13 protein-coding genes and 1 pseudogene are annotated in these 13,538 nt (G+C 65.0%); 6 read left to right on the plus strand and 8 right to left on the minus strand.

Annotated elements, in window-relative coordinates; all coding sequences use genetic code 11:
• Window positions 1–174 precede the first annotated feature (174 nt).
• The 8 genes from EP7_RS28555 to EP7_RS28590 form a co-directional block, all read right to left on the minus strand.
• Complete coding sequence (locus tag EP7_RS28555; protein WP_463528647.1) at window positions 175–438, minus strand: DUF1883 domain-containing protein; 264 nt, start codon at window positions 436–438, stop codon at window positions 175–177.
• Between the two features lie 102 nt (window positions 439–540).
• Complete coding sequence (locus tag EP7_RS28560; protein WP_463528648.1) at window positions 541–1,440, minus strand: ImmA/IrrE family metallo-endopeptidase; 900 nt, start codon at window positions 1,438–1,440, stop codon at window positions 541–543.
• The gene (locus EP7_RS28565; protein WP_463528649.1) at window positions 1,376–1,774 is read right to left on the minus strand and encodes a hypothetical protein; all 399 of its coding nucleotides are present in this window, start codon (window positions 1,772–1,774) and stop codon (window positions 1,376–1,378) included. The genes EP7_RS28560 and EP7_RS28565 overlap by 65 nt, the downstream gene beginning before the upstream one ends.
• Complete coding sequence (locus tag EP7_RS28570) at window positions 1,771–2,391, minus strand: hypothetical protein (RefSeq protein ID WP_463528650.1); 621 nt, start codon at window positions 2,389–2,391, stop codon at window positions 1,771–1,773. The genes EP7_RS28565 and EP7_RS28570 overlap by 4 nt, the downstream gene beginning before the upstream one ends.
• Window positions 2,392–2,575: 184 nt before the next feature.
• On the minus strand, window positions 2,576–2,782 hold the full coding sequence (locus EP7_RS28575) for a hypothetical protein (RefSeq protein ID WP_463528651.1): 207 nt from the start codon (window positions 2,780–2,782) through the stop codon (window positions 2,576–2,578).
• A gap of 438 nt (window positions 2,783–3,220) precedes the next feature.
• Complete coding sequence (locus EP7_RS28580) at window positions 3,221–3,511, minus strand: hypothetical protein (RefSeq protein ID WP_463528652.1); 291 nt, start codon at window positions 3,509–3,511, stop codon at window positions 3,221–3,223.
• 4 nt (window positions 3,512–3,515) lie between these two features.
• Complete coding sequence (locus tag EP7_RS28585) at window positions 3,516–3,749, minus strand: hypothetical protein (RefSeq protein WP_463528653.1); 234 nt, start codon at window positions 3,747–3,749, stop codon at window positions 3,516–3,518.
• A gap of 24 nt (window positions 3,750–3,773) precedes the next feature.
• Window positions 3,774–3,995, minus strand: a complete 222-nt coding sequence (locus tag EP7_RS28590) for a hypothetical protein (RefSeq protein WP_463528654.1) — start codon at window positions 3,993–3,995, stop codon at window positions 3,774–3,776.
• Between the two features lie 234 nt (window positions 3,996–4,229).
• Between EP7_RS28590 and EP7_RS28595 the strand changes: the two genes are divergently transcribed.
• The 6 genes and pseudogenes from EP7_RS28595 to EP7_RS28620 all read left to right on the plus strand — a co-directional run bounded on the left by EP7_RS28595 (window position 4,230) and on the right by EP7_RS28620 (window position 12,815).
• Window positions 4,230–4,586 carry a hypothetical protein gene (locus EP7_RS28595; protein ID WP_463528655.1) on the plus strand — a complete coding sequence of 119 codons (357 nt, stop codon included), beginning with the start codon at window positions 4,230–4,232 and terminating at the stop codon, window positions 4,584–4,586.
• A 629-nt stretch (window positions 4,587–5,215) separates the two neighbouring features.
• A pseudogene (locus EP7_RS28600) lies at window positions 5,216–5,464 on the plus strand (recombinase family protein); the annotation flags it as partial.
• Between the two features lie 207 nt (window positions 5,465–5,671).
• The gene (locus tag EP7_RS28605) at window positions 5,672–5,842 is read left to right on the plus strand and encodes a recombinase family protein (RefSeq protein WP_463528670.1); all 171 of its coding nucleotides are present in this window, start codon (window positions 5,672–5,674) and stop codon (window positions 5,840–5,842) included.
• A 310-nt stretch (window positions 5,843–6,152) separates the two neighbouring features.
• Entirely contained in the window at window positions 6,153–7,613 is a 1,461-nt protein-coding gene (locus EP7_RS28610; protein WP_463528656.1) for a replication initiator protein A, read from the plus strand.
• Window positions 7,614–7,706: 93 nt separating this feature from the next.
• Window positions 7,707–12,338 carry an NACHT domain-containing protein gene (locus EP7_RS28615; RefSeq protein WP_463528657.1) on the plus strand — a complete coding sequence of 1,544 codons (4,632 nt, stop codon included), beginning with the start codon at window positions 7,707–7,709 and terminating at the stop codon, window positions 12,336–12,338.
• A gap of 231 nt (window positions 12,339–12,569) precedes the next feature.
• Window positions 12,570–12,815, plus strand: coding sequence for a hypothetical protein (locus tag EP7_RS28620; protein WP_463528658.1), 246 nt, complete (start codon window positions 12,570–12,572; stop codon window positions 12,813–12,815).
• The last annotated feature ends 723 nt before the right edge of the window (window positions 12,816–13,538 follow it).

Below are 13,538 nucleotides of genomic sequence, written 5' to 3' on the forward strand. Positions count from 1 at the left end.
GACGAGCAGGACTGACATAAATTTGTCCTAAGATGGTGAATCAGACGCTCTCGCGTTAGGTAAGTCCGACTCAACTCGACGATTCAGACGCCGTGGCTCTTACCGCGATCTAACTCCTCGAATAAATTACGGCGGACCGAAATCATCCGGCCTGCCGTCGTTTCTCGAAGGTGGTCAGTTCTTCGAGAAGGAAATACCCGCTCGGACGCTCCCGCCATTGCCGCCGAGGTCTACTACGACGTGCCAGTGACCCGAATGCGGAGCGATGACACGGCAGGGCGATCGCTTCGCAAGGCCGCCGTAGTAGTGATAGGAATCTCCACGGCGATAAGCCGAATAGTTGATGTCGTCGAGGAGAAGGACGTTCGCCTGCCGGTCGAGAGTAACGACAGCCGCGTCGCCGGTTTGGAGGTAATAGTCCGCGTGTAAAAAATCCATGGATAAGACCCTCTGTATCGACAAGGGGCTAGGTTCCGCAAACCGCTTGGGACCACTCTTACACCCTTGAATACGATCGAGCCTTAACGCATGGACGAAACTTTAACCTTCATCTGGATCAGAGTCGGCTAAATCATCCTCGTCAGCCGTGAGGAGCACGAGAAGCGTGCCCATCGACTCGATCCACCTCGCCTCGATGTGGACGAGGAGGTTTGAGAGCGTGTCGCTGTCGTGGGTTCGAAACCAGTCGCCCAGAAGGCCATCGCACGAGTTCCGATGCCGCGGCGAGGTCGCAATGCGACCCCAAAGTCGCCGCCCGGAGGCGGGCATCGGGCTGCTCCCAGGAAGGGGGTAGCAACCAGCCTTGAGCATCGGCGATGAGAGAAAGGACCAGTTAACGACTCCTTCCCTGATGCCGACGACAGCACAGGGGAAATCCGAGAGCGAAACGCTCCTGATCATCGTGCTCACGATCGATGTTTTCGACATCCTGGCGATTTCTTCGACACGGCCAAAGCTCAGCTCACCCGAGTTGACGTGGGAACGCATCAAATGCGAGGGCATTAAGAGGCCCGCAGCGAACGAGTCTGCCTCCCGCTCCACATTGACGTCCGAGAGAAATTCGCTTCGAGACCCGTGTGCTGGGCCCCCCTTCATCAGGTAGGCGTGGTGCCTCTCGATGAAGTAATGCCCGAGCTCATGGGCGAACGAAAATCGCGTCCGCGGATGGGGTTCCCGCGTCAGAGGATCGTCGTACTTCGTGTTGTAGAACAGGAGAAACCGATTCTGCTTCCGGTGATATTCGAGCTGGCCGTCGAACTTGTCGCGATAATCCCCTGACCTGACGACGAGCAAAGGGGCCTCGGACTGGGCGACAATTTCGGTCTCGATTGGCAGCGTCCCTAGGTCAAGTGAGGCGACGACCGTCTCAGCCAGCTCAATGGCCATCTCCTGTTGACGTCGGGCGATCTGCCACGGTCCCATCGCCCTCGGATTGTTCATGCTCTCCTAGTGCCTCCCGTCGCTGTTCACCAAGCAAGGTGTCAATCTCCGCGTTTTCTTCCCCACGATTGCGGTTGAGAACGAGGAGTTCTTCATCGGAGGTTTCGTCGCTGGAGTCACCTAACCACGATATGTCTGGCGCGGGTGCGTACGAGCCCATCTCTCCCGAGGTCGCCGCTCGGACCATGGCGTCAATCTCCTCTTCCGTGAGAGGCTCCTCCTCTGCCGCGTCGAGTTCGGCCTCGGCTTCCTCCGGTGTCGGGATAGAGAAACCCTTCGCTCGGCGAAGTTGCTTGGCTACACCCTTCCAGAACCGATCGGCATCGGAGATCATCTCCTACTCCTTTGCGGATTCTGAACGTGGCCACGTTCAATCATGTACTCCCGAATCTTACTTCGTCCTTTACTCCTCAGTGCATGGACGGAACGCACGGTGCTGGCCATCTCGGCGGCCAGGCGAGCGGGATTCGCCTCACCACCGGCCGCGAGGTCGGCCATCATCACGCGATGTTCGCCGGGCGTCAGCACCTGATCGATCGCCACGAGAAGCTCCCGCGTCTGCTTGAGAGAGCCGTCGGCATGCCCATCGACACCATCCTGCCGTATGGCCGCCTCCTCACCGAACGCATCGTCGAGGGCTTGATACCGGTTTCGGTTCTCGCACTTGAGGATGTCCTGTGCAACTCGAATGGCGATCACGTAAAACCAAGACCTTAGAGTTGATCTATTTACGTCGAAATCGCCGATCGAGCGATACACCTTGAATGCGGCCCAATTCATCGCCTCATCGATTTCAGGATCGGCTAGGACTCCCCGGTATCTCTTCTTCAGAGCCCCACGGATCGTTGGCTCATGGACATCGATGAATAGGCGCAGAGCGTCATCATCGCCGTCCATCATGCGAAGGACGAGCGATTCATCGTCGGTTCCGGACGAAGCGTCCTGCGGCATCAAAGACCTCCAGAGCGACTCCCACAGGAGAATACGAGACCTCCTTAACGGCCGGCTGCAGTAGCCGTCCAAGCGGCTGGGGGCCATCGATATCTGCAGGATGACCGACGACTAGACGACTCACCTCCTCCTCTAGGGAATTGAAGGCCCGCCTTGAAGGCGAGGATGAGGCCCCTGAGGGACTTCAGTAGGTCAGGATGGCCTGCGGGTGCCACGATCGCTTTCCTTTGAGGAGATCGAGGATGACCTCGGAGGCGAGATCTCCCGGCTCGATCCCACACGGGACCGCGCCGCCTGACGCCGAGATTCCCCGCCAACGGAGGCGAAAGAGTTTAATGTCGGCGTGGAGTGCGAGCCGCTCGACGAGTTCCGTCAATTGCTCGTTACTCATCTGGGGGATATTCGCCAAGCGCATTCCCCTCGTGGGCTCCGAAGGCCCGGCGGGTTGGGTTGGCCGGCTGGCACATCCTATCTCTCATGCCGAGGCCGGCGATTAATTTTCCGGGGTCGCGGCAAATTTTCGACGCCCGTCGCGGCATGAGTCGTTAGGGGTGACGTGGGGCATTCAGGGAGGCGGGCGGACCGAGACGCGTGAGTTTTCCATCAGGGTCACAGATCGGAAGATGGACCGGTAAACCCGAGCCCGAATCGCTCATAACAACTCTCGGGCAGCAAAGGGCCCAGCACGCCGGCGCCAATGCGGCGTGCTGAGCCCTTTTTAGTCCGCAACGGTCGCCGGCCACGGGTCCCTCGTCCGTCGCTGGCAACAATGGTTGGCCATGCCAGACCCGAGCACTGGTCGAGATCTAACGCCCACTACGGGCCGGTCCTACCTCACTTGGACCGGCTCGACCTCGTCGTCCATCTGGACGCTGGCGACCCGGAAGCCGAGGCCCTGGATGTCGCGGATCGCCGAGCCGACAGCGGCCCCGAGGGATTGCGACCTGCGGCGGTAGGAGACGAGGATCCGGCCACCCTGGCGCGCGGGCGAGGCGTCGTTGCGTCCGGCCCCGACGATGGCCTCGGCGATGGGCAGGAACTCCTCGCGACTGGCGGGCGTCGGGACGCCCCCCAGGACGAGCGTGAAGGCGTGGGCGGTGCGGCGGCGGGTCGTCGGCATCGGTTCACTCCTGGGCCCGGTGCGGGCACCGATCGACGGACTTGAGGATGTCCCGGGCGTGCCCCTGGGGATCGGTCGGCGTCGAGAGGACCGCACGGTCGCAGCCGTCGCGGCTGGCCTCCGGGCAGAGCAGGAAGCCCCAGGCGTGCGACCCGCCGACCTGGACCCGCCAGCCCCGCGATTCGGCGTGCCGGATGGCCGCCTCGATGTGCTTGTTCTTGTACCGGGGGCGGGCCATGGGGGGCGTCTCCGGCCGGGGCGCTCACAATTCCGGCGGGGCCGCGTGCCCGTGGCGTTCGGCCCACTCGGCGATCGCCAGCCGGACGATGGTCGCCTTGGGCAGGTGCGTCTTGCGGTAGATCGACTCGAGCCAGTCGACGTACGCGGCGGACCCCTTCAGGTGGATCACCGCCTGGCGGCGATCCCGCGGCGCGTCGGTCGCCCCCTTCTTCGGCCTGCCCATCCGGGTTGTCCCTGCGACCATCGGGTTGACTCCGCCGCTGAAAGGCAGACCGGGACGGCCCGCCCGATGATAAGTCTATCCCCGCACCCGGAGAAATCAAAGGATATCTCCGGGTACCCATTGAAAACACGGGTACCCGGAGATATCCTTTGATTGTCCGTCCGAGCGGCCCGACGACCGAGGACGGCCCGGCCGGGAGATTGAGCCCTCCCGGCCGGGCCTTGACGAGACCCTGCTTGCACAGGACCCCGACCGATGGCCAATCTCGCCGCACCCCGCCGCGCCGTCAATCCCGCCCGCGTCCTCTTCGACGCCACCCGGCCTCGCCCGCGCGCCACCCGCCCCTTCGGCGCGGGCCTCCTTGCCGGCCGCCCGGCCTATCGGCCCGAGGTGACCGCCGAGGACCGGGCCGCCCACCTGGCCGGCCTGACGCTGACCGCCTCGGAGTGGGCGGTCGCGACGATGGAGGCCGAGCTGGCCAGCCGGGCCGCGGCGCTGGGGATCACCCCCGAGGAGCTGCTCGCCCGCGAGGAGGCGGAGGAGGAGGCCCGGCTGATGGCCTGCTGCCCGGCCGAGGTGCACGAGGAGTCGCTCTATCGCTTCGAGGCCTGACCTCGGGCCGTTGCCCGCAACCAGGCCTCGGCGGCCGCGGGCGGGACATTCCCGCCGCTGGGGCCCTGAAATCAAGTGGCCGCCGCGGCCCGCCCGAGGGCCGGGGTGGCCACTTCTCGATCGGTGCCCGGATTGCATGTCTCTGGAATCCATGGGCTTGCAACCATCCCATCCGGCCGCTTTCCTCGCACCCCGCGGCCCGCGATGCCCGCTTGAAAAACCCGCCGAATTCAAGTGAATCAAGTTGAGCCCCGGCGAGCCCCCTACCTTCGCCCTTGAAAAAACTGCCGCGGAAATCAAGTTTTCAAGTCCGCCGCCCCCCTCCCCGGCCGCGCGGCGCCCGCGCACCACCCCCTGGAGCTGCCGTGCCGGCTTGCCCCCGTCCATACACTACCTTCAACGGGCAGTCATGATGGTGTTTGGCCAGGGTTTACGCCGGAGCTTTACGCGAATGGACGAACAGCCCGCATTGGTGGCGCTCTACCGGGTGCGACCGACGGCCAGGGGGAGTCCGGCCTGGGACTGGCCGCGCAGCAGGCCGCCGTCGAGAAGCATCGCGCCAACGCCGGCGCCCGGATCATCGCCGCCTACACCGAGGTCGAGAGCGGAACCCACGGCGACCTCGACAGGCGTCCGCAATTGCTCAGGGCCATCGCCCACGCGCGACGGTCGCGCGCCACCCTGTGCATCGCCAAGCTCGACAGGCTGGCGCGCGCAACCCCGCCGTCGTCGCCCACCTCAAGAAGGCGGGCGTCCGATTCGTCGCGTGCGACAATCCCTTCGCCAACGAGCTGACGATTGACATCCTCGTCGCCGTCGCCGCCGACGAGGCCAGGAGGATTGCGACGAGGACCAGGGAGGCGCTGGCCGCCTACAAGGCAGACGGGCGGGTCTCCAAGCGGATCAAGGCCCTCCACCCCAATGGGGTGCCGGCGTCGGTCGTCGAGGCCACCGCGGGGAAGCTCGGGGCCGAGCTGCCGCAGTGCCGCAACCTCACCCAGGAGGCGCGCGAGACGGGGGCACGCGCCGCGGGGGTGGCCCACCGCAGAAACGCCGAGGAGGCGTATCGCGACATCGCCGGCTGGATGGCCGAGCTGCGGGGCGAAGGCCTCAGCCAGGCCGCCATCGCGCAGCGACTCAACGACGAGGGGCACACGACGCGAGGTGGCAAGGCGTGGGGTCAGGTCCAGGTCGGAAGGGTCCTCAAGCGAGCGGGGGAGGAAGGGACCGGAGCGAACGGATCATTGGGACGCTGAAAAGCCGGAGAAAATCTCCCTCCAACCCAAATACGCCAGATTAAGCATTGATACGGGGTCGCCAAAAACGACCGTGGTTTGAGGGATAAATCACCGTGGTTTGAGGGATAAATCACCGTGGCCCGGGGGATGTTTTGGCGTGGTCCGGGGGATGGTTCCAGCGGGGCGACCGTGGTTCGAGGGATTTTTTTCGACGTAACTCTTTACGGCATAAGTGTCTTTTTTATGATAACTTTTGTATAGTAAACTCTTAAAAGAGCAACAACACGGCGGATGCTATCTTTTCGGGTTGGTCACGGCGAGGAAACTCATGGATCAGCCGGCCCTCCCCTGGTTCGGACCGCAAGAACGCCCGCAAAACGAGGCCATTCCGGTCGGCCGCGACGAGCTCAATCTCGCGGAGTTCCCGATCTGCCTGCTGGGCGACCGCGTGCCCCGCGGACTCAAGACCCTCGAGTTCGAAGATACCGTATACGACCGCCAGGCCGGGACGCGGGTCACGCGCAGGCTGACCGTCACCGGCAGCGACCGCTACGGGCTGCCGACGGCCTCCGACGACGAGATCCTCGTCGCCTTGATCCAGCTCACCAGGCTCAGGGATTTCGCCGACCGCCACGTCGAGTTCACGCGGGGCGAGATCATCGCGATGATGGGGTGGAACGAGGGGGGGGACAGCTACGTCCGCGTCGAGGAGTCCCTCAACCGCTGGGTGGGGGTCACGCTCTACTACGACAAGGCGTGGTGGGACCGGGCGGCGCAGGCCTGGGTCGACGCCAAGTTCCACATGCTCGAGAGCGTCTTCCTGGTGAAGCCGGGCGACAGGAAGCGGGCCGCCGCCCGCCGGGAGCCGACATCGTCGCGGTTCTCCTGGAACGAGGTCGTCTTCGCCAGCTTCCGGGCGGAGAACCTCAAGCGGCTCGACGTCGCCGTCTACTTCGCGCTGCGCAGCTCCGTGGCCAGGCGGATGTACCGCTTCCTCGACAAGCGGTTCTACCTGCGGGCCCGCTGGGAATTCGACCTCGCGGACTTCGCCCGCGAGCACGTCGGCCTCAGCCGCAATTACGCCCCCTCCAAGCTCAAGGAGAAGCTCGCATCCGCGATCGAGGAGCTCGAGGCGATCGGATTCCTGGCTCCCATGGGCACTGCCGGCCGGTACCCCAAGGCAGGACGTGGAAGCTGGAGCATCGTCCTCGAGCGTGGGGATGCCGCATGCGACCCGAGGTCTCCGTCACCCGCGGCCCGCGGAACCGACCTCGAGCGCGAGTTGGTCGCCCGCGGCGTCCGGCCCCCCAAGGCGACGGAGCTGGCCGCCGGGCCCCATGCTGGCCGGGTCCGGTCCAAGCTCGAGGCCTTCGACCGCCTGGCCGCGGTGAAGGACCGGCGCATCGCCAGGAACCCGGCCGGCTACCTGGTGAAGTCGATCGAGGATGACTACGCGCCCCCCGCGGGATTCGGGCCGCCGCCCGGCCTGGCGGCTGCGGCGAGCGAGTCGCCGCCGCGGGATTCGGGGGCCGAGCTTCGCCGGGCCGAGATGGCGCAAGAGTGTGCGATCCGGGCGAGAATCGCGGCCCATTGGGAGGCCCTCCCCCCCGCCGACCGGGAGCGGCTCGACGCCGAGGCCCTCTCGCTGGCCGAGGCCTCCCTGGCCGAGTCGTACCGGGGGATGAAGGCGACGAGGAACCCGGCCGCGGCGGGCCTGATGAAGGTGATCCGCGACGTCCACATCCGCAAGGAACTCGGCCTACCGGCGCCCGCGGGGGATGCCGAATGACCCGGCTTCGCTAGGGCCGGATTCGAGGCGTGGGACCTGTGAGATAAAAAACAAGAGTCACCTGGGTCGACACTACAGCTTACGAATCGAGCCATGGCCTACGAACGAGGCGGGATCGCCGACAAGTTGGGGAATCGCTTCGAGAAGCTGTGGGTCGTCCAGCAACTCCTCCACCTTCTCGCCGGACACATCCAATCGGTGAAATATGAGGCAGTCGGCCCCGACGAGGTGGGGGTGGACCTCTGGATTTCCCGTCCCGATGGACGCAGGGAGGCTCACCAATGCAAAGGCTTCCAAGGGACCAAGCCGGAATGGTCCATCGCGGATCTCGCCCGACGGGGGATCCTCGGAAATCTCCGCTATCAATTAGAGCAGGATCTATACTGCGAATTTTCTTTTATATCTACAACTTCAGCTGGGATCTTCAGGGACCTGGCCGACAGCTCCCGCATGTCAGAGAACTCGGACTCGTATTGGGAATATCAGATCAAGGCTCGTTCGAAGGCACACCGAGAAGGATTCCGCCTGTTCCGCGAATCGCTGGGCTTATTACACGACGTCCCGGAGGATTTGGAGATTGCCTACCGGCTCCTGCGCCGGTCGCATTACCTCCCGTTCAGCGACGATGTTCAGACGCGAAGGAATCTCGAGGCCCTGGCTGCATGCTACGTCAGTGGCCCTTCCGATCGCGTGCTCGACGCGCTCAGGGCATTCTCCGAATCCGACGAGAATTTGCGGCGTGAGATTTATGCGGACGACGTCTACGCCTATCTGCTCAGCAAGGGACATCCGCCTCGGGACCTCGCGAGGGACGGCCGACTCCCGGTCCTGGTCGGCGAGCTAATCGATCGGTTCACCAACTCAATCCGGCCGCACCTCGCCGCGAAACTGTTGATCCCCCGCCGGGAAACTCAGGCGATCCTGGAGTGGATCGCGGCACCCGGCAAGGAACGCCTCCTGATACTCCACGGCCCGGCCGGCGGGGGGAAGAGCGGCATCCTCTTCGAACTGACCGAGGAGCTCCATGCGCGGGGGATTCCGTTCCTGCCCCTGCGCCTCGACCGACAGCCTCCCAAGGTCAATGCCCAACGCTTCGGCGAAGACTGCGGGCTGCCCGGCTCGCCGGCGCTCTGCCTCCATGCCGTCGCCGGCAATAGGACCGCGGTGCTCGTCATCGACCAGTTGGACGCCTTGCGCTGGACCAGCGCCCATTCGAGCGAGGCGTTCTCGATCTGCCAGGAGATGGTCCGCCAGGCTATGCACTCCGGCGGCAACCTACTCGTCGTGATGGGTTGCCGGACATTCGACCTGGAGAACGACCCGCAGATTAAGAAGTGGCAGCAGGGGCTGGCGTGCTCGCGGAACGTCCCCGTCGAGCCCCTGCCCGAGGCCACAATCCGCGAGGTCGCCGAACGGGCCGGGGTGCCATTCGACTCGCTCACGCGGCGTGAAAGACAGCTGCTCTCGAACGTCCAGAATCTGACCATGTGGGCGGTGGTCGCCATCCCCGGGGTGTCCGAGAGATTCTCGACCGTCACGGAATTGAGCCGGCAATTCTGGAAGAGCCGCTGGGAAGAAATCTCCAGGCGGGGGATCCCTACGTCGGAGGTCGAGGAGCTGCTCGACAGGATCACGACCTCCATGGAAACTCGTTCCCGGCTCGATGCCCCGGGACGGCTCATGGAGGGACGATGGGCGGCGGCCAGCGAGGCCCTCCAGTCGTTGAACGTGCTGCAGGTCGCCGCCGGGAAAGTCTCCTTCTGTCATCAGAGTTACCTGGACTACCAGATCTCGAATAGGCTCCTCGAGGAGATCGACGACGGCCGTGCCACCGTGCAATCTTGGCTCGGCGCGAAGGACGGCCAATCCCTCTACCGCAGGGAGCGACTGCGGCTGATCCTGCTTCGGATGCGTGACGAGAATCCATCACGATTCCTGGATTCGCTGCGCGGGCTGCTCTTCGCCGACGATGTCCGGTTCCACCTGAAGCAGGTCGCCCTGCAGTGCCTCGGGATGCTCGACGATCCCTCCGCCGCCGAATGCGACCTGATGATCGAGCTCCTCCGCCTGCCGGACTGGAGGAACCACGCATCCGACCAGATCCTGATGAGCAACGAGTCCTGGTTCGAAGCGCTCGACGACCGCGGACAATGGCGGGACGCCCTCGCCTCGGGCGATGATTCGACGCTGAGTTTCACCCTCCAGCTGATCCGTGCTGTCGCCCCGAAATGCGGGGATCGGATCGCGAAACTCCTCTCCCCTCACGCGGCGGAGGGGGGTGACTGGCCCTGGCGTTGCACCCAGGTCATCTGGCCCGACCCCTTGCAGGACTCCGATGCGCTCTTCGATTTTCGCGTGCGCCTCGCCCATCTCCAAGCCGACGAGTGGGGATCAGGCTATTTACCCGAACTCGCGCGTCAGAATGCAGGCCGTTTCATCCGATTGGTGGAAGCCCGAGTCATGAGGAAACTCGATGCGGTCGATGCCGCCGATCGAGGCCTCGCCCGGGACCGGATGATGGACCGTCTCGATCAATTCCCGCGGAAAGAACGCGCCGCATTCCGAGCGTCGGGGAGGGCCGAGCCCGGCCTGGCCCTCGATAGGCTTCTGCCGTTGGCACGTCGGATCGCAGGGGCGGGCACCGGGAGGGGAGAATTCCACCGACACGGCGGCCGGGCCATCCCGGTCTGCATCTCGGATTCGTTGATCGCGGCCGGCGCGGCGGAATTGCGACAGGATGCGGACCGATTCTTCCGCCGGATCGGAACACTCCGGGATTCGGAACCGCCGGTCGTCCAGGCGATCATTCTGGCGGCGTTAACCTGGGGCCCCGAAGCCATCGCCGACCGAGCCCTGGGATGGTTGATCGACAGACCCGCTTCCCTGAGGACGGGCGATCGATTCGAAGGCTCCATCTGGGAGCCGGCGAGGCGGCTGATCTTTCGCCACTCCCGCCGTTGCTCCGATCAAACGTTCTCGCGGCTCGAGGCCTTCCTGCTGCGATACAGCGACGATGAAGAGCGGCGGAGCATGATCGATCGGCATGAACGCGTCAGGAGAGGGAACCTCGATTACCCCAACCGGCATGGTCAGACGCAATATCACCTCCTCCCCGCGCTGGAATCGAGGCGGAAATCGGACGCCGCCAGGGGACGCGAGGCCGTCGTCCGCCGGAAATTCGACGCTCATAACGGTCACATGTTCAGCAGGAACAGGTCGCGCGGGGGTGGGGTGACTTCGCCCATTTTTCGGGCGGCCAATCGACTCTCGGACGCCGCCTGGCTCGACATCATCGGGAGAAACTCGACGGATCGAAGGCCCTCGACGACCCGGTATGGGCGGGATTACTGCATCGAGTCGAGCCCGGGACAGTTCGCCATCGACCTGGCGAATGCGACGCATTCCGACCCCGCCCGCTTCGCGCGGCTGGCCCTTCGCATCCCCGCCGAAGCCAACCCCGCCTACCTGAATGGCTTGCTGGGCGGCCTGTCTCATGCGGACCCTCCCCAGAACCTGACCTCGGAGCAGAAGAGAGCCTGGAAATCGGCCGCTCTCGATGTCCTCCAGCCCGTGATCGCCCATGCTATGGGGCATCTCGACCTCGACTCATCCGCTGCCTTTGCCCGCATCCTGACCGGACACAGCGACCTGAAATGGCCCGCGGTTATGCTCGAAACGGTCCTCGGCGAGATCATGGGCCTGGAGTCACGGGACTCGTCGGAGATCTTCGGCAAGGACCGGAAAGGCGATGCCGCCCCCCCGGTCGACGACCTCCATCATCGTTCGATCAATTGCCTGCGCGGGCAGCTCGCCGCGACCATCGAGTCGCTCCTGTGGTCCGATATCGGCAGGATCTCGTCGGTGAAATCCGCGATGGAGCTGCTGGTCGTGGACGACGACCCGGCCGTCCGGGTCGCTGCCATCGGGGCCTGCGGCCCGGCATGGAACGCCGACAAGGACTTGGCGGCGGGGTGGTTCGCCGCGGCATGCGACCATGCCGACGATCGCGTCATGGCCTGCCGCGATGCCACTCACCTCTTCCAGTTCATCGCCGGCTCCCATCCGGGGACGGCCGAGCCGATCCTCCGGCGGATGATCGGCTCGGCCCATCCGGAAGTCACCGAGGCGGGCGCGTGCCACGCGACGTTCCTCCGGCTGTGCGGCGGGCAGATGGTAACGGACGCGGAACATTGCAGGGCCGGGACCGCTGCCCAGCGGCGAGGGGTCGCGCGGGCCGCGGTCGACCTGCTCGACGACGACGGACTCTGCCTCGACGCCCTTGGGCTGCTGATCCCACTGTGCGACGACGAGGACGAGCACGTCCGGCGCAACTGCGACCGCATCTTCCAAGTGGTTGACCTGCTCGACCGGGCAGAACTGCGCCCGCTCCTGGAGGCCTATGTCCGCTCCAGGGGTTTCCTGGGCAACCAGTGGAATATCCTGCAGTCGTTCGCGGGCCACACCGGCTCGCTCCTCCCCCTGGCCGACATCTTGATGGGCATGATCGAAGTGTGCGCAGGCCCCCTCCTCGCTGCCTCGCGGGATCTATCGACAAGAACCCCCTCCGATCTCTCCGAGATCGGGCCCCTCCTGGTCCGCCTCTACGAGCAGGCGGAGGGTGGCTCCAGGCCCGACGTCCAGCGGCGATGCCTGGACGCGTGGGACGTCCTCCTCGAGCGGCGTGTCGGGGTCGTGCGGACGCTGATGCATGCGATCGATCAGTGAAGAATCGGGTCGGACCGGCAAAAATCCGGAGCCCGGGAGATCGGACGTCAGGAAGGACCATCGCAGCAAGTGCCGCACACTTGTCGATCAAAGGTTGTCCTCGCTGAAAGCCGGATTTATAATGTGGAGACCGCGGACGGAATTCGCGGCCACCTCCGACAAGGACTGTCACCATGAGCTGCACGGACACTTCCGAGCCTCACGGATCGGACGGCGGAAACCTCCTGGCCTTTGCCCGCCGGCGAGGAGGAGCAATCGGTCGGCCTCGGTGGCGACTTCAGCCGGGTGTCCTGGTTGGTGCGTCAGGTCAGCCACCTCGATGAGGCATTTGTCGAGGCGGGAGACGCCTGGGTCGACCCGGCGGCCGACACCGCCCTCCGTCACGCAGTGGCGGCCCGGTGTGCCGAATTCGCCTCGCGGCTGGAATGCTGGGCGGGGCAGCTGCGGATCGACGACGAGGCGGACCGGGGTCGATGAGCCGACGATGGCCGCACGCACGCGGAGGTTATGCACGCCCTCGCGTTCAACGGGGGGACAAACTCGGTAGAACCTGAAAAGCCCCGGACGGAATCAGTAGCTCCGGTTGGGGCCCATCGTTCAGTTCGCCTTGGTTCGGTGTGTTCGGCACCGCCGACGACTCCAGGGTAGTCAAGCGGTCGCCCCCCCTGCCCCGCCGGCTGGTCGTCCCGGTCACCACCACGGTCCGAGATGAGGAGGCGCCCCCGGGGCCCGCAGGATCATGGGACCTGGAAGTTGAGGGCCCGAGGGCCCGGAGGCCCGTGAGGTCGTGGGGTTGCGGGCTCCGAGGCTCGTTGCATCGCGGGCCCGCAGGATTATGGGCTTTAGGGCCCGTGATGCAACGAGTTCGTGGACCTAAGAAACCACGGGCTCGTAAGTCCGCGAGGTCGAAGGCCCCTGAGCTTCGGAGCCTGCAGCATCATGGGCCCACAGGCTCCAGGGGTCGAAAACTCTTGAGGCTCGCGAAATCAAAGGTCTTCGAGCCCGAAAGATTAGGGACCCTAGAGATCGAAGGTTTGAAGGCCCGTAAGCCCACGGATTCATAGATTCAAGAGCCTGAAGGCTCGTGGACTTTATAGCCCGCAGGCCCGCGGGCTTGCGAGATCGACGGCCCACGGGCCCGCGAGGCTCAAGGCCCGAGGGCCCGATGCCGATGCTACGGGGCAAGGGGAGGGCCCGCGG

The sequence above is a fragment of the Isosphaeraceae bacterium EP7 genome (assembly GCA_038400315.1).
In the GTDB taxonomy this organism is placed as follows: domain Bacteria; phylum Planctomycetota; class Planctomycetia; order Isosphaerales; family Isosphaeraceae; genus EP7.

Excerpts from the sequence above, each read along its gene's own strand:
- EP7_RS28555 (WP_463528647.1), bottom strand. The coding sequence starts at position 438 with ATGGATTTTTTACACGCGGACTATTACCTCCAAACCGGCGACGCGGCT.
- EP7_RS28560 (WP_463528648.1), bottom strand. The coding sequence starts at position 1,440 with ATGAACAATCCGAGGGCGATGGGACCGTGGCAGATCGCCCGACGTCAA.
- EP7_RS28565 (WP_463528649.1), bottom strand. The coding sequence starts at position 1,774 with ATGATCTCCGATGCCGATCGGTTCTGGAAGGGTGTAGCCAAGCAACTT.
- EP7_RS28570 (WP_463528650.1), bottom strand. The coding sequence starts at position 2,391 with ATGCCGCAGGACGCTTCGTCCGGAACCGACGATGAATCGCTCGTCCTT.
- EP7_RS28575 (WP_463528651.1), bottom strand. The coding sequence starts at position 2,782 with ATGAGTAACGAGCAATTGACGGAACTCGTCGAGCGGCTCGCACTCCAC.
- EP7_RS28580 (WP_463528652.1), bottom strand. The coding sequence starts at position 3,511 with ATGCCGACGACCCGCCGCCGCACCGCCCACGCCTTCACGCTCGTCCTG.
- EP7_RS28585 (WP_463528653.1), bottom strand. The coding sequence starts at position 3,749 with ATGGCCCGCCCCCGGTACAAGAACAAGCACATCGAGGCGGCCATCCGG.
- EP7_RS28590 (WP_463528654.1), bottom strand. The coding sequence starts at position 3,995 with ATGGTCGCAGGGACAACCCGGATGGGCAGGCCGAAGAAGGGGGCGACC.
- EP7_RS28595 (WP_463528655.1), top strand. The coding sequence starts at position 4,230 with ATGGCCAATCTCGCCGCACCCCGCCGCGCCGTCAATCCCGCCCGCGTC.
- EP7_RS28605 (WP_463528670.1), top strand. The coding sequence starts at position 5,672 with ATGGCCGAGCTGCGGGGCGAAGGCCTCAGCCAGGCCGCCATCGCGCAG.
- EP7_RS28610 (WP_463528656.1), top strand. The coding sequence starts at position 6,153 with ATGGATCAGCCGGCCCTCCCCTGGTTCGGACCGCAAGAACGCCCGCAA.
- EP7_RS28615 (WP_463528657.1), top strand. The coding sequence starts at position 7,707 with ATGGCCTACGAACGAGGCGGGATCGCCGACAAGTTGGGGAATCGCTTC.